Source organism: Microcoleus sp. B13-B6, assembly GCF_036705405.1.
GTDB lineage: Bacteria > Cyanobacteriota > Cyanobacteriia > Cyanobacteriales > Microcoleaceae > Microcoleus.
The window spans coordinates 13,792-34,004 of sequence record NZ_JAUBUJ010000059.1; the positions used below are offsets into that span (position 1 = coordinate 13,792).

Genomic DNA, 20,213 nt, shown 5'->3' on the forward strand with positions numbered 1-20,213 from the left:
GCTGTTAGCTTTTAACTCAAAGTGAGCGTCGCCGTGAAGGATGTAGAATGCTCGAAGATAGCGAGCGACAAAATGCACAATTAGCGCTAATTAGGCTGGTTACTGCTGCTAGTATTGGTGTAGCGATGTCCTTCTTTATCGCTCCCGGAATTCTGGGAACAATAGTATCAGATTGAAAACAGGTTTTCCGTTCAGAATCCCAGTGCTAATATATGGAAGAGTATCGCAAAAAAAGCGATTATTTCCCGCACTGCTGGGTTGACAAAAGAGCGGTGTTGTGCTGGCAGAAACAACTAAGCCTGTCAGGAACCAGTCAAAATTTTGAGTTTCATAAATACATATTTTTGATACATCCTCTCACAGCCAAGCTAAATTCACAACCCAGAAATTATCCTGATTCTAAAGGCGATCGACCTTAGCAAACTATGTCCATACCGAAAAAAGGAACCAGAAAAATAATTGTTGATGGGGAGCCTTTCATCTGGCTAATCCGAAGACAAGCTACTTATACGCAAGAATACTGCGGAAATCTTCATGTTGCGATCGAACACGCCCAAAAACCGGGTTCGGTGTTAGTTATCATCACCGATCGACCTCATCCTCAAGGTTTAAGTCCCGCTAACGAAGTGAAACCAGTAACACCCTGTGATGCAACACAATGGATACGGCAAGCAGTGCAACTTGGATGGCAGCCTCAGCTACCTGGAATAACTTTTGAGGTGCGGATTGCAGGACTGTTTATGGAAAAAATATAATAATGCTGTATATTTAGCAACCCGACAAGTCAATTCTCTTAAAGACAATTCACTCGCCTAGACTGGCAGAAGCGATCGCCCGATCGCTTCTGTCAGCCTAGACAAGTTAAACTGTAAACATTCTCCGCTAACAAATAACAAATAACAAATAACTAATAACCATGAGCGACTTATCAATCCGGCCCGCCCTAATCACCAAAGTTATCCCCGACAGCATCTGCGCCGAAATGGGATTTGAACCAGGAGACTCAATCGTCGCCGTCAACGGTCAAAAACCCCGCGACTTGATTGACTATCAATTCCTGTGCGCCGATGAATTTCTCGAATTAGAAGTATTAGACACTAAAGGCAAAACTCACAAATTAGAAATAGAAAAAGAGTATGATGAAGACTTGGGAGTGGAATTTGAAACAGCTCTTTTTGACGGACTAATTCAGTGCAACAATCGCTGTCCTTTTTGCTTTATAGACCAACAACCACCGGGAAAGCGGGAAACTCTCTATCTCAAAGATGATGACTACCGCCTCAGCTTTCTGTATGGTAGCTATCTCACTCTCACAAATTTGTCTCAAAAAGAGTGGGACAGAATCGAACAAATGCGGCTTTCTCCTCTCTATGTTTCCGTGCACGCTACGGAACCGGAAGTGCGAATTCGGTTGCTAAAAAATCTCCGCGCTGGCAAGATTCTCGAACAAATCAAATGGTTTCAAGAACGCCGCTTGCAAATTCACTCTCAAGTAGTTGTTTGTCCTGGGATTAATGATGGCGAACATTTAGAACGCACTTTGTTAGATTTGGCAAAGTTTCATACTGGAAGTATTCCCGCTGTAGCATCGGTGGCTGTAGTGCCGGTGGGTTTAACTCGCTTTCGTCCTGCCGAAGATGAACTGATCGCAGTAACTGCGGAAAAAGCGCGAGAAGTAATCGAGCAAGTGCAGAAAATTCAAGTGCTTTTGAGTAAAGGAAAAGGCGGCCCAAAAGCTAAAAAGCAGAATTCAAAGTCGCGCTGTATTTGGCTGGCTGACGAGTGGTTTTTAATCGCGGGTTTAGATTTGCCGTCGGCTGCTGATTACGAAGATTATCCGCAAATTGGTAACGGTGTGGGTTCTATCCGCCAGTTTATCCAGCAGTTTGAAACAGCTTTTGAGAAGCTGCAACCGATGCCAGTCGAGCCCGATCGCAAGTTAGTTTGGGTGGTGGGGAATGCAGTCGAAAAAGCTTTTGAGCCGATCGTACAACAACTAAACCAAATTCCCGGCTTGTCCGTCAACATGGCAGCACTGTGCAGCCACTACTGGGGACAAACTATCACTGTCACGGGTTTGCTCACCGGGCAAGATTTGCTCGAAGCTTTGCAGGGGCGAGACTTGGGAGATGGTATCCTGCTGCCGTCGGTGATGCTAAAACAGGGGGAACCGCGTTTTCTCGACGACATGACCCTCGAACAGCTCGCCAGCTCGCTGAAAACCCGGATTTTGCCGGTGAGCGGAGTAGAGGAACTAATCTCGGCGGCGATCGGTCTGGCAACTGCGGAAGTTAAATTCTAAATTTTGAATCGAACATTCAAAAGTTAAGATGAGTATGGTAATTGTGACTTGTAACCGTCGAGTTCAGGCTACAGACTAGAAACTTGAGACCTCAATCTTGCTCTAAAATTGTCTCTAGGATTGCAGAGTAATTAAAAAATTATGCGTGTTTTTCGTCAAATCATCGTAGTCGGAGTGGGCGCTGCAATTACTTTGGGCAACGCCGCACAGAGTGCTTCAGCACAGCCTCCGGCTCAGTCTCAGGACAGCTTGGCCCCTAGCAATCAGCTCGTCGAATTAGGGCAGAATGTTCGATCGGCCTCGAACAAAGTGGCAGAATCAGCATCACAGGCCGAAGAGTCGATCGCCCTTAACCCCCCAGCCGGGCCGGAGCAAGCATCAAAGCCTCAACAGGCTGCTCCGGCTTCCCCATCAACTCTGTCTCAGGCCGGTTCAACGCCTCTAAGAGGGTTGGAACCGACACAGACTCAGCAGCCTTCCCCAAACCCTCCCAACAATGTTCCTGTGCCGAGTTCCCCGGTACCAATTCTCCGGGGCACTCCGAACGAAAGTTTCCCCCCTCTCCCTCCGAGGGGCATTTTAGACACCAAGCCTCCGGCTTCCCTGGAACCCAACCCGAACCCGCTGCTGTTTCCGACAAACCCGGAGGATGTCAGGATCGAGCAAACTGAGCCAATTACCTTGCAGCAGGCGATCGACCTCGCGCGCCGCAACAGCCAAGTTTTGCAAATCGCCGGACAGCAGGTGGAACAAAGCAGATCCGCTTTGCGCGAACAGCAAGCTGCTCTTTATCCAGACCTGAATTTTCAAATGGACGCCAGCCGCTCTGTGACTGCAGGCGGAGAACTCGGAGTCCGGGCTCAGCAGCGCTTCAACAACTCTCGGGCTAACGGAACCGGGCAGCCCGCCGAGCAAGCTCGGCAAAATTTAGGCAGCAACAGTCTCAACAGCACTTTGCAGTTGAACTATGACATCGATTTGTTCGGAAGGCGGCGGGCTAACATCCGCGCTGCAGAGGAACAGTTGCGCCTTCGGGAACTGGATGTGGAACGCCAAGCCGAGGAACTCCGCTTCGACACTGCTGAGGCTTACTACAACTTGCAAAACGCGGACGGACAAGTTGCCATCCGCCAAGCTTCGGTCAGAAATGCCCAGCAAAGTTTGCGGGATGCCGAAGCCCTGGAACGGGCAGGGGTGGGAACCCGGTTTGCTGTGTTGCAGGCTCAGGCAAATTTGGCTAACGAGGTGCAACAACTGTCAGTGGCCCGTCGCGATCAGCGAGTTGCCCAGCGGCGTCTGGCTGAGATTTTGAATATCAGCCAGTCGGCGAACTTGACAGCGGCAGATCCGGTAGAACAAGCGGGCTCTTGGAGGCTGTCTTTGGAAGAGAGTATCGTGCAGGCTTTTAAGAATCGCCCAGAGTTGGAACAGCAGTTGGTGCAGAGAGATATCAGCAAGCAGCAGAGGCGATCGATTCAGGCGGGGCGTTTGCCTCAACTGAGTGTTGGGGGTAGTTACAACGTGCTGGGACAAGACCCTGACGACCCCAACCCGTTTGAGACTCGTGGGTGGGCCGACGGGTATTCGATCCGGGCGAGTCTGACTTGGAGTATTTTCGATGGGGGCGCGGCGAACGCGAGGGTGAGACAGCGGGATGCTGATATTGCGATCGCCGAAAGTCGATTCGACCAACTCCGCAACCAGGTTCGCCGGGAAGTAGAACAAGCTTATTTTGGCTTAGAATCGAGTTTTGAGAATATCGAAACTTCTGAGGCGGGGGTTTTGCAGTCAAGGGAAGCTCTGCGTCTGGCGAGACTGCGGTTTCAAGCTGGTGTGGGTACTCAGACGGATGTGATTCAGGCGGAAACTGATTTGACTAGGGCTGAGAGAAGCCGATTGTCGGCAATTATCACCTACAACCTGGGGCTTTCGTCTCTCCAGCGCTTTGTGAGCAATCTTCCGACTAATAACCTCTCGGATGCTCCGTGAGATTCGGTTGGGGCGATTCCCTACGGGATAGCTACGCACGCGCGTCCTTTAATTACAAAGGCAATTAGACATCGGGGTATTAAACGTCCGACACATTAGTTAATATTTTGTAATAGAGTTCGATGTCAACTGCGTTAAGGAATCGGCAATGGCCAATATCAAGTTTGTGAAGGAAAATCAGGAAGTCATCGCAGCAGACGGGGCCAATTTGAGGCTCAAAGCTCTAGAAAACCGCATCGATTTGTACACGTTTTCGGGAAAGCTCATGAATTGCGGGGGCATTGGTCAATGCGGCACCTGCATTGTGGAAATTGTCGAGGGCAGTGAAAATCTGTCGCCCCGCACTGACTTTGAGAACCGCAAGCTCAAGAAAAAGCCCGAAAACTATCGATTGGCTTGTCAAGCTATGGTCAATGGTCAGGTGAGCGTGAAGACTAAACCGTGACTTTCAGAAGGCAGAAGGCTAGAGATGCTCTAATGCAGAAGGAAAGAAAAATGCAGAATGCAATAATTGTGTTTTTTTTCCTATTTCACTGTATAATCACGCCTTTTGCCTGCCTAGGAAAAGAAACTTGGTTTCTAGGACAAATAAGAGATTGGGCAGCGAGGCATCCAGGCAGAAAGCGGGTTTCGACGCTTGTCCGTTAGCTCTTCTTCTGTCTTCGAGTTTGCCTTTTGCCTTTGAGTGATATCCTAGTTGTGTGTGTTTTTCTATTTTCCGATAGAGGCGAGCGTCTTCATGGAAGTTAACGATTTAGGGTTTGTGGCAACCATTCTGTTTGTATTGGTTCCCAGTGTTTTTCTAATCATTCTGTACATTCAAACAGCTAGCCGTCAAGGCAGAAAAGATTAGCAACTGCTGCTATTTCTCTCTGGCTTTGCTGCTTGCAAAAAAAGCGCCAACAGCTTTTTGCTGAGGCGCTTTTTTTGTTAAATGTTGAGTGTTAGCTGCTAACTCTTAATGATGAGATTCTAGCCGACTGTGCGGGCTAGCAAGACGGGACAGTTGGCATAAACTCGCACGTAGTCTGATAGCGAATTTCCTAGGAGTCGATCGATATCCACAAAGTTTTTGGCAACGTTGGGTCGCCGATCCGGGGAACCGATTACCAACAAGTCGGCATTCAAGTCGTCTGCAATCCGACAAATTTCTTCCCCTGGCTTGCCTGTAGCACTCACGCAGCGGTAGCTAACTCCCATTTGTTTGGTTAGTGCTACTGCTGGGGCCAATACGGGGTCTTTTTCAGCACTTGCTGTTAAATCTTCGCTGGCTTTTCCCGTCAAATCTTTGGTGACGTGTACTAAAATTATCTCTCCGCCACTGACTTCTTTGACCAAAGATAGCGCAAGCTGCAATGACTGTTTGGCAGATTCTGATTTGTCTACCGCCACCATGACTCGCTTGATTTTTTTGACGTAGATGTCGTCTTTTACTAACAACATCGGTCGGGATGTTAGCTGGAAAACGTACTGGCTGACTGAGTTTTCCAAAATCGATTGCAGCCGTCCGAGTCCCCGGGAACCCATAATTACTAAGTCGGATTGTTCTTCTTCTGCGACTTGGCAAACTGTGGTTTTCGGGTCTCCCTGTTTGAGCCGGGGGTTGACTTTGCTGGGATCTATTTTCAAAGACTGGACTGCTTGTGCTAAAATCTTGCCTCCTTCTTCCAATTTCTCGGCCATGCCATCGGAGGTTACTTGCGGCGGCACGACGTGCAAGACGGTGACAGAGGTTTGTTGCAAGGAAGGGATGTCCATCAACATATTAAACATCTCTTCGCACAAGCCGCGACCGGCGACGGCTACTAAAATTTTTTCTATCATGGGGTTTTGGCGGTAAAAACAGTTGAGTTTTCTTGTGCGACGTTAAACTAGGGCGTTGGTACTGATACTTTTAATCCAGACAATCTCCGACAACCTGAGAGAATCCGAATATAGCACACTCATCAGACAGGTCTCAGAGCATGGTGGTATCCCACAAAGCTTTAAGGAAAATCCCTAAAGCGCTACTCAAACTTGGTGTTTTCTAACCACAGTTGGGGCCTTTTAAAATTTTAGAGCCACCTAACTTTTATGGCTCTAACCGTATTTTGCACAAATCAAGGAGGTGTATTCTTCACTGGTTTTGACCAACCTCGAACCGCAAGGATTACAGAGATGATCTCAAGGGAAAGCTTGAGATAAGTGAGAGAAAGTCCAAGTCATCATTACTGATGGTTTTATGCAGGCTACTTCAGTCTACACCAATTGTCATGAGTATTACCTAAAAGTCTCGGAAAATATCATCCTAGCAATTACTCTAGTTGCTTACTGTCAAGCATAAGCCTGAAGTTTGTCTTATGATTTGTAGAAATGTAGCGTTTTGGAACGATTTGTAAAGTGTTAGAGAACGATCGAACTCAACCAGAACTCGCACCGGCTGGTGCTATTCAAAATCGGCGGGGGATGGACTCTGAGGGCTGGTTTGAATATTTGGTGCGAGTGTACCCTCACCATACTGACTACAGCGGTGTGGTTTGGCACGGGACTTATCTGGCTTGGATGGAGGAAGCTAGGGTGGAAAGTTTGCGATCTCTTGGCATCGAGTATGCAGACTGGGTGGCGCAGGGTTTGGAATTGCCCGTGGTGGAACTTTCGCTGCGCTACCACCGGGCTGTACAAATGGGTCAATCTGTGGCAGTCAGAACGCGGATGGCTGCTAGCGAGGGTGTGCGGCTGCTTTGGGATTACGAAATTCGATCGGCTGATACTCAGGAGTTATATGTGACAGCACAGGTAACTTTGGTTGGTGTCGATCGTGACAAGAACAAGATTATCCGCCAATTGCCACCGGCGCTGAAGGAGGCTTTGACAAGGCTTTCTGTTAAACCTTCAACCTAAGCTGCTGTTAACTATAAAAAATAGTGGGTGCAGCCTTAGTAAGTAGAGTGCGTGACTTTTGAGTCACTTTATTCGTCGCCCAAATTTTCTTTCGTCACGCACCCTACACAACTGCCTTCTGCCTTCATTGGAACTTTTAATAATGTCAAAAAAACTGGAATTGCCAGAGCCAAATATTCAACGTCAGCGCAATATTTTGGAAAAAACCGAGTTAAACTCTGCCTTAAAAACTGAAGACAAAACTCTTGTTTCGGGAAAGCCAGAAAGTTTAAAAAACGGTGAATTAGCTGACAGTAAAGCCAAAATTTGGGCGATCGCATCGCTGTCGGCGGCCCTGCTAGCGGTGTCGCTGGCGGCGATTTTTATTAGGTTGAGCGAACGGGAAATCAGCCCGAATGCTACTGTTTTTAACCGTTTGTGGATAGCAACTGTAGTATTTGGAGTGTGGAATGGTGCGGGTGCTATGCGTCGCCGAATGTCTGGGGCCCAAGTTGAAGAGCGATCAAACTACACTCTGCAGGATGTGATGCTGTTAATAGCCGTAGGCGTGGTTTCTTCTGCTTCTGTGGGTTTCTGGGCCTGGTCACTGAGTCAGACTAATGTCGCTAATTCTACTGTACTGCGAAACTTAACTCCTTTATTTACTACTTTGGGGGGATGGCTGCTGTTGGGGCGACGCTTTGACAACAGGTTTTTGGTGGGACTGGCGGTGGCTTTGTCCGGCGCAATTGCGATCGGAATGGACGATTTGCAAACTGCGGGAGACAATCTTGCCGGCGACTTTGCTGCTCTTTTATCGGCGATGTTTTATGCAGGAAATCTGCTAATTTCAGAACATTTGCGAACCAAGTTTCCGGCGACAACTATATTGATGTGGCGCTGTTTTATGGGCAGTATCTTGGTTTTGCCACTGGTTCTGCTTGCGGGCGATCGAGTTTTCCCTTATTCTTGGCAGGGATGGCTGACTGTAATTGCTTTGGCCGTGATTTGCCAAGCTTTCGGTCAGGGACTGCTTATCCACAGTCTCGGTAGTTTGTCGTCGGAATTTGTAGCTTTTTTCCTGCTGCTAGAACCCGTAATTACGGCGATTATGGCTTGGGTGCTGTTTTCGGAAAGTTTGAGCTTGTTTAATTGGTTTGCTTTTTCTGTGGTTTTAGCGGGAATATATTTGGGAAAATCTAGCGGTTCGGTGGGTAAAAAATGAAACCAAAAGGAAAAAATACTTAAATGACTCCAACATCAATCAGCCTCAATAGCTGGCATTACGACTTTAGTTTGCTGCCTCAATATTTGGAGGTGCTGTTTGCTAAATTGCGGATTGCTGTGGTGTTCGGCGGCGACTGCGATCGCCCCGGCTCAGTGATTTACAAAACTCACAATCCCCGCTCTTGGAAAAGTTACGAAGTAGTCGCCCGCGAGATTGCTAAAGCCTTAGCAGAAATTGGCTTTCAGCAAGTCTTTGTCATGCCTGATGACATGAATTTGCCGGAACAACTCAAACAAAAAAATATCCATTTAGTGTGGCTGAATACTGGCGGAGTCCAGGGCTACAATCCTGTTTGTCACACTCCCGCATTGTTGGAAATGTTGGGAATGCCTTATGTCGGTCACAATCCTCTAAATAGTTCAATTTTAGATAACAAACACGCTTTTAAACGGGAACTGCAATCAGTTGGAATTAAAACCGCTCCGTTTATGACTTGGCATCCTTCTCAAGGGATTTTGCAGCCTAATTTGCATCAGCGTTTTGCCATTGCTTTTGGTGACTATCAAGGGCCGTTTGTTGTTAAACCCGTATCCGGTCGCGCTTCGCTGCACGTTCATTTTGTAGACAAAATTGAGGGTTTGTCTCAGGCGGTTTCGGAAGTTCACCGCTCCACTCACAATACTGCTTTAATTGAAAAGTATTTGCCGGGACGAGAATTTTGTGTAGCGGTTTGTGGCTATGTTAAATATGCTAAAGGCGGTTTCTCTAAAAATACAAAGCCTTTTGCTTTTTCCACGATAGAGCGCGTGTTGGAGCCTGACGAACGTATCTTTACTTCTATGGATCAAAAGGCGATTACGGCAGATCGAGGACGGTTGATGGGCGGTGAGGAACCAGAACTAAAACAAAAGTTAATTGAGTTAGCTCGAACAATTTATTGGGAGTTTAGTTTGAACAGTTTGGTGCGGATTGATGTCCGAAGTGATGCTGATGGCTCGCTTTATGTTTTGGAAGCAAATCCGAAACCGGATCTGAAACATCCAGGGGAAAATGTGACGAGTTTGGTAGCTTTAGGTTTGGCGGAATACGGGATGAGTTATAACGATTTAATTTTTAGTTTACTGGCGGATAGGTTGGATTATTTGTTGACTCAGCATATCGAAATTATTCCTCATATTGTGGATTTGCTTCATTAATCGGACTTGCAGGGTGCGCTGCACCTTACCTGTAACCAAAAGGGATTTGTAAAGAAATATAAATTCTCGATCCAAGTGAACACAGGCTGGCAAGTTGTGATAGTTTTGAGTAATATCAATTCCGGTGGCACTCCTCATGATTGTTGACAGTTGACAGTTGACAGTTGACAGTTGACAGTTGACTCGCAGTCGTAAAACTGAATGCTTGAGTGTTAACTGTTGACTCGATTTTATTATTCCGATGCAACCGGAAACGATATAAGATAGCGATTGGTAGATGTCCATTTTTGGGTCGGTCTCAAAATAACTCAATTGATATTAATTAGATAAAACAAATGCAAGCATTACTTTTATTCATAGGATTTGGAGGCGGGGCATTAGTCTGCTGGCTAATTTTGAATAAGCGAAATTCACGCAATTTGGTGCGGATGCAGGGTTCGCAGGAGGCTATATCGAATTTGGCTGCTCAGTTGGATGCCAGAACTTCGGAATTGCGACAAAAGGTGCAGAATGAAAATCAGCTAAATTCTGAAGTGTCTCAGTTGCAAAGTCGGTTGGAAACTGTGACGGGCGAGCAAGAATTGTTAAAAAATCAAGTGTCGGAAATGGAAGAATTTTTGACAGGAATTGCCCAGGATCGATCGCAGATTGATTCTCTGATTGCTGATTTGCAGTTTCAGCTAGAAAATGCTCAACAAGCTGAGTCGCAGTTAGGAGAAGTGGCCGAACTTAAAGATCAGTTAGAAGTTGCGGATCAGGAGCGATCGCAACTTAACGCTCAATTGCTGGAAATGCAAGCAGAGTTAGAGGCGGTTGATGCAGAACGTTCTCAATTTCACGCTCTGCTGTCGGAATTTGAGAGTCAGTTGGAAACGGCTACTCAAAGCAGATTGCAGGTACAGTACCAGTTGTCGGAAATTCAAATTAAGTTCGATCGCTCCATTGAAGAGCGGCAGCAACTTCAGTCTCAACTGTCGGGTTTGCAAGCTCAACTGCAATTAGTCGAAGCAGAGCGATCGCAATTTACTTCGGAATTGTCAGATATACAAGCTCAATTGGAGAGTGCAGAGCAAGAACGCAAAAGACTCAACTCTCAATTGCAAACCGCTCGCCAACAAGCAAAGCAACCTCCATTGGAATTATTAGAACTGCAAAGACAGTTAGAAGCAGCTAATCTGGAGAAGATGCAGTTAAACTCTCAACTTCATGAAGTACAACTTCAATCCGAAATGGTTGTTGTAGAGCGAGAGAGACTGCTGTCTGAGTTGTCAGAATTGGAGTCTCAGATACAGCGCAAGGAGGGAGATAGCTCGCAACTCCAGTCTCAGTTATCAGAACTGCAAGCTGAATTAGAAACTGCTAACACAGAACGATCGCACCTTTATTCTCAACTGTCCCAATTGCAAAGTCAAATCGAGAGAGCCAACCAGATCCCAACTCAACTTCAATCTCAAATCTCGGAGTTAGAACACCAGTTAGAAACTGTGCGTCAAACTCGCTCTGAATTAGAAGTTCAGCTAGAAACTGCTAACACAGAACGCTCGCAACTTTATTCTCAACTCTCCCAATTGCAAAGTCAAACCGAGACAGCCAACCAGAATCAAACTCAACTTCAATCTCAAATCTCCGAGTTAGAACACCAGTTAGAAACTGTGCGTCAAAATCGCTCTGAATTGGAATCTCAACTCACTTCTCAAATCTCGGAATCCCAAAGTCAAACCGAGACAGCCCACCAGAATCAAACTCAACTTCAATCTCAAATCTCCGAGTTAGAACACCAGTTAGAAAGTGTGCGTCAAAGTCGCTCTGAATTGGAATCTCAACTCACTTCTCAACTCTCGGAATCCCAAAGTCAAATCGAGACGGTTAATCAGAATCAAACTCAACTTCAATCTCAAGTATCGGACTTAGAAAATCAGCTAAATAGCCTGCGTCAAACTCGCTCTGAATTAGAAGTTCAGCTAGAAACTGCTAACACCGAACGATCGCAACTTTCTTCTCAACTCTCGGAAATTCAAAGTCAAGCCGAGACAGCCAATCAGAATCAAAATCAACTTCAATCTCAAATCTCGGAGTTAGAACACCAGTTAGAAAGTGTGCATCAAACTCGCTCTGAATTGGAATCTCAGCTAACTTCTCAAATATCGGAATTCCAAAGTCAAATCGAGACAGCCAATCAGAATCAAAATCAACTTCAATCTCACATCTCCGAGTTAGAACATGAGTTAGAGAGTGTGCGTCAAAGTCGCTCTGAATTGGAATCTCAGCTAACTTCTCAAATATCGGAATTCCAAAGTCAAATCGAGACAGCCAATCAGAATCAAACTCAACTTCAATCTCAAATCTCGGAGTTAGAACACCAGTTAGAAAGTGTGCGTCAAAGTCGCACTGAATTGGAATCTCAGCTAACTTCTCAAATTTCCCAATTGCAAAGTCAAATCGAGACAGCAAATCAGAATCAAGATCAACTTCAATCTCAAATCTTTGAGTTAGAAAATCAGTTAGAAAGTGTGCGTCAAAGTCGCTCTGAATTGGCATCTGGGCTAGAAACTGCTAACAGAGAACGATCGCACCTTTATTCTCAACTCTCGGAAACTCAAAGTCAAATCGAGACAGCCAATCAGAATCAAGCTCAACTTATATCTCAAGTATGCGAGTTAGAACATCAGCTAGAGACAGTTTATCAAGAACGCTTGCAGCTAACATCGCAACTTTCCGAAGCGGGCGATCGACAATCTGAGCATTTTGAGTCGAAGTCAGGGCAAATTAAAGCATCTACTTCAGATACCAAAGTTGGGAAGAGTCAAGGATTTGTTGTTTCTCAGCAGGGTGAAGGCGATTATACTACTATTAGCGAAGCCCTGAAAAATGCAGCACCTGGCACGCGCATTGACGTGCATCCAGGCGTTTACCGCGAAAGTCTAATTCTCGACAAATCGGTAGAAATTATCGGCAGCGGAGATGTCGATCGCATTGTGGTTGAAAGTATCAACTCAAACTGCATTAAAATGGCAACTGATACGGCTTTAGTGCGGGGTTTAACCCTGAGCGCTACTGGGAAATATTACGCTGTAGATATTCGCAAAGGCGAGTTAATCATAGAAGACAGCGATATCACTTCTGCGGACTATTCTGTGGTGGGAATTTGCGGCCCTGATGCAACTTCTATCCTCCGCCGCAGTCAAATTCATGATGGGGTATGGAACGGAATTTTTATATCGGATAATGGGAAAGCAACGGTGGAAGATTGCAGTATTTTTGACAACGGCAGTTTGGGAATAGGTGTCGGATTGGGAGGAAAATTGATCGTGCGCCGGTGTCGGATTAATGGTAATGAAGGTGAGGCGATCGCCGTTTACACAGATGGCATTGCTACCGTGGAAGATTGCGATTTAACGGGCAATGCTGGGGGTGCTTGGCGCATTGCAGATAACGGATACCTGCGCGACAAAGGCAATCAAGAATAGAAGAAGGAAGAAGGCAGAAGGCAGAAGGCAGAAGGCAGAGGGAAGAGGGAAGGAGGAAGAAGGCAGAAGGCAGAAGGCAGAAGGCAGAAGGAAGAGGGAAGGAGGAAGAAGGAAGAGGAAAGAGAATTCCCAATTAGCGATTCCCAATCCCCGATTGCCAATACCCAATTACCAATTACCAATTCTCAATGCCTAACAATCGAGCTGGATTGTGTTTCATCATTAAATCAATTTCCTGCGGAGAAATGCCTTCACCTATCAATTTTTTCACAAATAATTTGTAGCCTTCTGCAGGTAAAGGATCGGGTTTCCTTCCTAAATCCGTGCTCATCACAAAATGCTCTGCTCCTATTAGTTTAATCGCTGCTGCCATTTTACTAATAGGAACTTGATGCCAGTTTTTGTGTCCGTCATCAGCGGCATTTTCTCCCATCAAATCGTTCACAAATGCTAGTTCTAGAAAAGCTCCGGCTGCGGCGACTGTTTGCATATTTTCTAGGGATAAACCGGGTACATCCGCCATTGCGTGGGTAATCAGGATGTTCTTAATCTTGAGCAGGTTGGCTTCACCGACAACCGCCATCACTTCTTCTGAGGAAATATGACCGGTTTCCAATACCAAATTCTCTTTTGCCACAATCTTCAACACCGCTGCTGTTTCCGGTAAAACCTTGCCATTTTCCGCAACTTTAATCCCCCTTCCCGACTTGTGAAAAACCTGCAAGTGATGCTCAGCATCAACCGTTGGTAGCCACACTACTTTACCGTATTTGCCACCTATGCGGTGCATTGCGTTAACAGCGTCGGGATTAATGCCGCCTACCGAATGATTAAGAACAACTCCTCCGAAAACTTGGATTTCTGGTACTATTTTATTAACCAAAACTGCCCGCGCTGCTGTGCTGGCATAATGATTTTTCAATACAACAGCTTTCATCTTCGCCCTAGCAGCTAATTTCGCTACCTCAAAATCATCCAACCTGCGGGGAATCACATCAGGAGAAGAATGAATGTGAAAGTCGATCGCACCTTCAATCGTACTCTGTGGCAAATTGATTATCGGCGAATCTCCGACAGCATAAACTGGCAGACAAAACCAATAGCAAACCATCCAAACTAACGTAAAAAAAACAGCTTGCATTCCTCCCCTCTTCCCTTCTCCCCTCTGCGTTCTCTGCGCCCTCTGCGGTTCATCCCCTCTTAATCCTCTCCAATAAAAGATTGAATCGCATTTGCCAAAGCTTCTGCATTCTCTTCGTGCATACCCAAAGAACCAGGAATAACTCGCGATTCAACACCCGGTAATTCCGTTAATGCTGCCATTTCAGCCTTTGATTTTGGCGGCGCATTCTCAGCAATTACAACCATCATCGGCACTGCTAACTGTTGAAATTTATCTGTAAATTCCGATCGCACTTTTGCCGTATCTAAACCACCAGTCACAAAGGCCGCGGAACCGTATCGAGCACCGGGTTTTTGCGTCACTTGCCATTTGCTTTGGATGAAATCCGGCGTGACTTTAGCTGCATCAACATAGACGTGGCGGCGGTACATCAAACTGAGGAATGACGGCGCAGTGTTGAGTTTGTATAGGAATTGTCCCAGTAAGGGCGATCGTACTAATTCTCTCACCATTCCGTGCCACCCGCTTTGCTGTTTGCTCATCGTCGGCAAAGGCCCGCGCCAAGTCGGCGCAGCTAAGACAATCTTTGACCAAACATTGGGCTGTGATTGGGCTAATTGCATCACATAACCCGCCGCGTGACCGGCTGCAACTACAGCCACAGGACTCTTAAAAATTGACTCAACAAAATCCTTGAGAAATTGATGGTATAATTGCGGTTGATAGTCGGTTCGCGGCCGATCAGATTCGCCAAAACCCGGCCAATCTAAGCTCACAACTTGAAATTTAGGAGCTAACAATTCTGCTAAAGGACGCATTTCTTCTCGCGTCGAAACCGTACTGAAAGCCGGCAGCAGCAATACAGGATTTCCCTGTCCTCTGGTTTCGTAAATAACTTTGATTTGCGTTTCTTGCCAATTCCAGAGATATTGTTGAACTGCGGCGGGATAGTTGCCAGAACCTGATTTTGTTAAATTTGTAGTTTGAGTCATGGCTGTTTATTCTTTTAATTTGCTTCGGCTTGCTTGCTCACTTCGCAAGCAAGGGCTTTGTTTCTCATCATTTGAAAGATGTTGTAAAATCCGTTAGCGCGGGAGGGTGTCAGACTCACATTCAATCCCGTGTCTTGAATAAAATCTGGGGTAATGGTGACAATTTCAGCAGGCGTTAAGCCGCTCAAACCTTCCACCAGCAAGCCAACTAATCCTTTGACTAACTGAGCGTCTGAATCGCCTTGAAACAATACTTTTCCTTCTGCCAAATTTGCAGTAACATAAACTTGCGACGCGCAGCCAGAAACCTTGTTTTCCGGCAGTTTGTCGCTTTCGGGAAATGCTGGGAGTCTCTTGGCATACCACAGCAGTTGTTCGTAGCGCTGTTTGGGATCGGAATGTCGCTGAAAGCGCTGAACGATTTTAGCTAGGGCTGCGGGTAGCGCGGTGTTTGCGGACATGATTCACTCGTAGCGGTTTACTTCGTTAATATTATACATTTAATTTTGGCGGCGGGTGCGATCGCCTGCTCATCTGCTCCCACTGAAGCCGTCTTCAGGTGAATGGGTTATTGTTATTGTAGTTAACGAGTTCGAGCATTCAAAACAGAGGAAATATGGTATTTAGTGCTGTTAATCAAGATTGTGGTGTAATGTAGTGACTCTGCAAAAACTCTGGCTACAACATCGCATTTTTCCGGCAGTTGTCTTTTTAGGATTGGGTTTGCTATTAACCATCGCCCTTTCGCTTTCTTTTGGTGCGGTGCCGATGAGTTCAGATCAATTGTGGCAAGCATTTCTGCACCGAGGTGATGCTGTCAATCAAACTATTTTGTGGGAATTGCGTTTGCCCAGAGTTGCGGCGGCGCTGACGGTTGGTGCGGCTTTAGGAATGTCGGGGGCTTTGCTGCAAGGTTTGCTCCGCAACGGTTTAGCCGATCCTTTTGTATTAGGAATTTCGGCTGGTGCAGGGTTGGTTGCGATTACCATGCTGACTTTGGGAATATTTCAAACTTGGGTGCCTTTGGCGGCTTGGATAGGTGCTATTTTAACTTCGATCGATTTTATCACCCAATCAAAGCAGTTGGGCTGGAGATTTGCTGGATAAGTTTAACGTGAAAAATGTCGCAGCCCAATTGCAAGGAGATAGCCCCGTGCGAGGCTACGTAACGCTTTCAGCGGAAAAGGTTTTAGAGGCTAATCCCGAAGTAATCATTATATAGCAATCCTAAATGATTCCGATAAATTTGTAGGGGTAGTGCCCCCGTGCCTACCCCCTATCTATCGGGCAACCACGGGGGGATTGCCCCTACAATAATTATGAGAATGATTTAGGATTGCTATAGTCGATCGGGGAGAAGGAATTTTAGACCAATTTAAATCGGATTCATTTTGGAATCAACTAACAGCCACCAAAAATAATCGAGTTTACGTTTTTGACTACTACGGATTGGTCAACCCCGGCAGTATCGAAAAAATTGAGCAAGCAACTGCTCAACTTAAACAAGTTTTAGCTAAAAAGTAGAGATCCGATTTTGAGAGATAAAAAATCTCTATAAATGATGGAACAGAACAAATTGACTATAATTTCTCTAAAAGTGAGAAAGCTAAAGGCACTCAAAAGCGCGCACCCTTGTCAGTAACAGGCTTTTCGGCCTGTTCCACAAAAGATAAATTTTCTTGTGGAACAGGCCGAAAAGCCTGTTCATAAAAGGTTAATTGAGAATGATGCAAGATATCCGATCGATCGGCCTCAAGTCAGATCCAGAGGTGGCAAACCGCGCAACTGCCGCAGCGAGTTGATACACGCTTGGCAGTCGCAGCCAAACAGCGCCGCCGCCGCATCGCTTTCTTCTTCCGAAAAATCCAGCATCGCCACCCGTTCTTCACCCGGGCGCTGCCAAGTAATTCTCGGCTTAGAAGCCACAGCAGCAGACTTGCCAGGAAGCCGCACGCAAGTCAGACGCTGAGTGTGGGGCGATCGCACGCATTGAGGCGAATCAGCCGATTGGCTTGGTGTTTCGCCAATTTGAGCGGGATTTGCGATCGCGCTCAAAGACATCAAAGATCCAAACAGCGTCGGACTTACCAATAAAGTGAGGAGCAATCGATTCATTTGTCGTCCTTAAGAACTTCAACGTACACAGTAGCCGATTATCTGTTGCAATTCAACAAGGTTTTCGTCCGATATCAGTACGATTTGCCGTTATTAAGGCTTAAAAGCCGAATATTTGCCCCCTAAATCTCGAATAATTGTCCGCGTATTAGCAACCAGCATTTTCTGATAAGTATCACCTTGGCTCCCCTGTTTAAGATTTGTTGCAATTTGAGTAAATTTAGCTTGCCAGTGATAACAAACTCTTCCAATGTGGGTAAACTGATTTCAGCAAGGGTTACTCGAAGCAACGAACAAGTTTACCTCAAAAACCAGGTGGGGAGTGATGAGTACAGTTTTAGTGGTGGAAGATTCCCGCAGCCAGCGCGAGTGCATTTCACATCAGTTGAGATGCAGCGGATTGAATGTAATTCAGGCATCTGACGGTGTGGAAGCGCTGGATAAAATTGAAAAAAATTGCCCTGATTTAGTATTATTAGATGTCATAATGCCCCGTCTAGACGGCTACGGGGTTTGTCGTTTAATTAAAGCTAATCCCGAAACTCGGAATCTACCAGTTGTTTTTTTAACAGGCAAGGGACAGCAGTTAGCTTTATTTGCGAGGTTCCAGGGCGATCGCGCCGAGGCTTATGTTAGCAAACCTTGGCAGCCGAGGGAACTTTTGGCAACGATCAAAAAAGTTTTGCTCAATGCCAATATTAAGTTCGATCGAGCTTCAGCCGACGCTTGGACAGAATACGGGATTTTAAACTTAAGTACAGTCGAACTGTATCAAAGCCATGCCGATGCTTGGACAAAATACAGCGCCCAAATTATTAAATTGTACGATTCCAGCTTAGCAGCTTTCGAGCAAGCTTTGGCAATTGAACCGAGTCACTCGAATGCAAACAAGTATCGCAACCGAGTCCAGACAATCCGGACAATTTTGATGAAAAAATTAGAGCAAACTAAACCCTGCAAAGTGTGCGATTATTATTACGGTAAGGATGGCATCAATTGTGCGGTGCATCCTGCTGGCCGCCCTCAAGAACTGTGTCGCGATTGGGAATTTAATTAAACTAAAATGAAAACAAATAACCGCGCTAACTTGGAAAAGTTGCTGCAAGAAAGAAACGAACATCCCGAAAGAATGGCGGAAATTGATGAAAAAATTAATGCCACTTTCCGCAAAAATTACGCAATTTTAGTAATGGATATGTCGGGATTTTCGCGCACGACAGTCCGCTACGGAATTATTCATTTTTTGGCAATGATTCACCGGATGCACGGAATTGTCAAACCGATAATTTCAGAATACGGTGGCACTGTAGTTAAGGAGGAAGCAGACAATATTTTTGCAGTTTTTACTGATGTAAAATCAGCGGTGGAAGCTGCGATCGACTCTTTGAAACAAACGGCGGCTGTCAACACCACACTGCCGCCGGAGATGGATATTTACCTCTGCATTGGTATTGGCTGTGGCGATGTTTTGATGCTGGAAGGAGAGGATATGTACGGATCGGAATTTAATCTGGCATCTAAGCTGGGAGAGGATGTGGCGGAACGGGGAGAGATTTTGCTCACTTCAGCAGCCTTTGAAAAGTTAGAAGGTGACAAGCAAGATTGGGAAAAAGTGGAACTTTCGGTTTCAGGTTTGGAGTTGGTGGCGTACAAGCGGCTGTAATCGGGTGAATTTCTGTTGTCTTCTCGTTCTTCGCCCTGCTGGAAAATGAGACATGACCCAGCCCAAAAACGGATACAAGCCACCGACTTAAGTCGTGGAAAGATAAAAATTTTAGACCCTAGTTCAAGATCCCAGATTGATCTGTGGGGTAAATCTAAAATCTAAAATCTAAAATCTAAAATCGACTGACTGGCCCCAGCCTTGATTAGAAACCCGGTTTCTTCGCAGATACCGGGCGACTCAGCCATTTTTGTAGAAACCGGGTTGATGAGGCTATATTCTTAGAGAATATCGAATTTAAATAAAATTTAAAATCAGATGATTGAGGAACACAAAACTTGGCAATCTATTAATTTATCCGCTATTGGACAGCGGCTGGCTTGGCTGCAGCAACAGCCAGACAAAGTTATTTTTTGCAAAGAGTCTGGTGTTCACTATGTTGCAGTCACAAAAGATCGATCGCACATTAAGCTATCTTTAGTAGAAAAAGTAAATCAGCATACAGATTTACTGCAATCTATTTTCGATTTCAACAATCCTTTACATCTAGTGTCTGAATATACTCAGGCGATGATGTTGGGTTTAGTGTGGCAAAGCCAACCTCAAAGAATCTATATGGCTGGATTTGGCGGCGGCAGAATTCCCTTAGTTTTGCACCACTATTTGCCGGAAACTGTTATAGAATGTGCGGATGTAGACCCGATCGCGATCGAAGCAGCTACACAGTGTTTTGGGGTAAAATTGGACGATCGGCTAACTGTAACAATTCAAGACGGCAGAGAGTATTTAGAGCAGCAAAAATCAGATACTCAGTACGATATCATCATGATCGACGTAGCTTTTGGCAACGGCTACTTTCCGCACCGCTTATCCACAAAAGAATTTTATCAAATCTGCGAAAAACACTTGTCAAGCGAGGGAGTTGTGATAGCAAATCTGCTGCAAAGAGATCAGTTTTATGCCGAAAAAATCACGACTCTTCAAAGTGTGTTTTCTCAGGTGTGCGTGTGTGTTGGCCAGGAAAGTAATAGCATTTTGATTGGTAGCAACAGCCAGATTTTAGAGAAAGATGAGATTGTTGCTAAGGCAAAATATTTGCAAGATAGCTATCAATTTTCCTTTCCATTAACAGACAGGGCGCTTGAGGTAAAAGTAGGTAGAGAATTGGCGGAAGCTATACCTAATTTAGACAAAGCTCAAATTTTTCATGACGATTCGCCGCCCGCTGGTTATTTTGATTGCTGGTTATTCTGATAAGTGAGCAACGGCTCAAAAAACA

The 20,213-nt window shown here is 45.7% G+C and carries 20 protein-coding genes; 15 read left to right on the plus strand and 5 right to left on the minus strand.

The annotated features are described in order from the left end of the window. The first annotated feature begins 47 nt into the window (after nucleotides 1–47). From QUB35_RS23430 to psbM, 6 genes are all read left to right on the plus strand, one after another. A complete protein-coding gene (locus tag QUB35_RS23430; protein ID WP_333144094.1) occupies nucleotides 48–176 on the plus strand; it encodes a hypothetical protein in 129 nt (42 codons plus the stop codon). Between the two features lie 249 nt (nucleotides 177–425). Continuing rightward, nucleotides 426–755, plus strand: coding sequence for a hypothetical protein (locus tag QUB35_RS23435; protein ID WP_333144095.1), 330 nt, complete (start codon nucleotides 426–428; stop codon nucleotides 753–755). Nucleotides 756–916: 161 nt separating this feature from the next. After that, nucleotides 917–2,302: a TIGR03279 family radical SAM protein gene (locus tag QUB35_RS23440; protein ID WP_333144096.1), complete on the plus strand. Its 1,386-nt coding sequence runs from the start codon at nucleotides 917–919 to the stop codon at nucleotides 2,300–2,302. 141 nt (nucleotides 2,303–2,443) lie between these two features. Next, the gene (locus QUB35_RS23445; protein ID WP_333144097.1) at nucleotides 2,444–4,291 is read left to right on the plus strand and encodes a TolC family protein; all 1,848 of its coding nucleotides are present in this window, start codon (nucleotides 2,444–2,446) and stop codon (nucleotides 4,289–4,291) included. 148 nt (nucleotides 4,292–4,439) lie between these two features. Beyond that, nucleotides 4,440–4,736, plus strand: coding sequence for a 2Fe-2S iron-sulfur cluster-binding protein (locus QUB35_RS23450; RefSeq protein ID WP_006631487.1), 297 nt, complete (start codon nucleotides 4,440–4,442; stop codon nucleotides 4,734–4,736). Nucleotides 4,737–5,030: 294 nt separating this feature from the next. Beyond that, complete coding sequence (psbM, locus tag QUB35_RS23455) at nucleotides 5,031–5,144, plus strand: photosystem II reaction center protein PsbM (protein WP_015177760.1); 114 nt, start codon at nucleotides 5,031–5,033, stop codon at nucleotides 5,142–5,144. A 119-nt stretch (nucleotides 5,145–5,263) separates the two neighbouring features. Here psbM and QUB35_RS23460 read toward each other — a convergent pair whose 3' ends face one another. Continuing rightward, complete coding sequence (locus QUB35_RS23460) at nucleotides 5,264–6,115, minus strand: universal stress protein (protein WP_333144098.1); 852 nt, start codon at nucleotides 6,113–6,115, stop codon at nucleotides 5,264–5,266. A 555-nt stretch (nucleotides 6,116–6,670) separates the two neighbouring features. Here QUB35_RS23460 and QUB35_RS23465 point away from each other — a divergent pair. The 5 genes from QUB35_RS23465 (at nucleotide 6,671) to QUB35_RS23485 (ending at nucleotide 13,237) form a co-directional block, all read left to right on the plus strand. After that, a complete protein-coding gene (locus QUB35_RS23465) occupies nucleotides 6,671–7,171 on the plus strand; it encodes a thioesterase family protein (protein ID WP_333144099.1) in 501 nt (166 codons plus the stop codon). Between the two features lie 142 nt (nucleotides 7,172–7,313). Continuing rightward, entirely contained in the window at nucleotides 7,314–8,375 is a 1,062-nt protein-coding gene (locus QUB35_RS23470; RefSeq protein WP_333144100.1) for a DMT family transporter, read from the plus strand. Nucleotides 8,376–8,398: 23 nt separating this feature from the next. Next, the gene (locus QUB35_RS23475; protein WP_333144101.1) at nucleotides 8,399–9,574 is read left to right on the plus strand and encodes an ATP-grasp domain-containing protein; all 1,176 of its coding nucleotides are present in this window, start codon (nucleotides 8,399–8,401) and stop codon (nucleotides 9,572–9,574) included. A gap of 335 nt (nucleotides 9,575–9,909) precedes the next feature. Then, nucleotides 9,910–13,041, plus strand: a complete 3,132-nt coding sequence (locus tag QUB35_RS23480) for a right-handed parallel beta-helix repeat-containing protein (RefSeq protein ID WP_333144102.1) — start codon at nucleotides 9,910–9,912, stop codon at nucleotides 13,039–13,041. Further along, entirely contained in the window at nucleotides 12,998–13,237 is a 240-nt protein-coding gene (locus QUB35_RS23485) for a hypothetical protein (protein WP_333144103.1), read from the plus strand. Before QUB35_RS23480 ends, QUB35_RS23485 begins: the two co-directional genes overlap by 44 nt. On the opposite strand, the gene QUB35_RS23490 is transcribed toward QUB35_RS23485, so the two are convergent. From QUB35_RS23490 to QUB35_RS23500, 3 genes are read right to left on the minus strand one after another with little or no spacing between them, the layout of a single operon-like run. Continuing rightward, on the minus strand, nucleotides 13,217–14,182 hold the full coding sequence (locus QUB35_RS23490; RefSeq protein ID WP_333144104.1) for a DUF6282 family protein: 966 nt from the start codon (nucleotides 14,180–14,182) through the stop codon (nucleotides 13,217–13,219). The genes QUB35_RS23485 and QUB35_RS23490 overlap by 21 nt on opposite strands. Nucleotides 14,183–14,241: 59 nt before the next feature. Next, nucleotides 14,242–15,156: an alpha/beta hydrolase gene (locus QUB35_RS23495; RefSeq protein ID WP_333144105.1), complete on the minus strand. Its 915-nt coding sequence runs from the start codon at nucleotides 15,154–15,156 to the stop codon at nucleotides 14,242–14,244. Nucleotides 15,157–15,170: 14 nt separating this feature from the next. Further along, nucleotides 15,171–15,617 carry a SufE family protein gene (locus QUB35_RS23500; protein ID WP_333144106.1) on the minus strand — a complete coding sequence of 149 codons (447 nt, stop codon included), beginning with the start codon at nucleotides 15,615–15,617 and terminating at the stop codon, nucleotides 15,171–15,173. 196 nt (nucleotides 15,618–15,813) lie between these two features. Between QUB35_RS23500 and QUB35_RS23505 the strand changes: the two genes are divergently transcribed. Next, a complete protein-coding gene (locus QUB35_RS23505; RefSeq protein ID WP_333144107.1) occupies nucleotides 15,814–16,263 on the plus strand; it encodes an iron chelate uptake ABC transporter family permease subunit in 450 nt (149 codons plus the stop codon). Nucleotides 16,264–16,908: 645 nt separating this feature from the next. Here the strand turns inward: QUB35_RS23505 and QUB35_RS23510 are convergent. Then, complete coding sequence (locus QUB35_RS23510; RefSeq protein ID WP_333144108.1) at nucleotides 16,909–17,271, minus strand: hypothetical protein; 363 nt, start codon at nucleotides 17,269–17,271, stop codon at nucleotides 16,909–16,911. Between the two features lie 325 nt (nucleotides 17,272–17,596). On the opposite strand from QUB35_RS23510, the gene QUB35_RS23515 reads away from it, so the two are divergent. The 3 genes from QUB35_RS23515 (at nucleotide 17,597) to QUB35_RS23525 (ending at nucleotide 20,188) form a co-directional block, all read left to right on the plus strand. Next, nucleotides 17,597–18,328, plus strand: coding sequence for a response regulator (locus QUB35_RS23515; RefSeq protein ID WP_333144109.1), 732 nt, complete (start codon nucleotides 17,597–17,599; stop codon nucleotides 18,326–18,328). A 6-nt stretch (nucleotides 18,329–18,334) separates the two neighbouring features. Next, a complete protein-coding gene (locus QUB35_RS23520; protein ID WP_333144110.1) occupies nucleotides 18,335–18,934 on the plus strand; it encodes an adenylate/guanylate cyclase domain-containing protein in 600 nt (199 codons plus the stop codon). A 318-nt stretch (nucleotides 18,935–19,252) separates the two neighbouring features. Next, the gene (locus QUB35_RS23525; RefSeq protein ID WP_333144111.1) at nucleotides 19,253–20,188 is read left to right on the plus strand and encodes a fused MFS/spermidine synthase; all 936 of its coding nucleotides are present in this window, start codon (nucleotides 19,253–19,255) and stop codon (nucleotides 20,186–20,188) included. The last annotated feature ends 25 nt before the right edge of the window (nucleotides 20,189–20,213 follow it).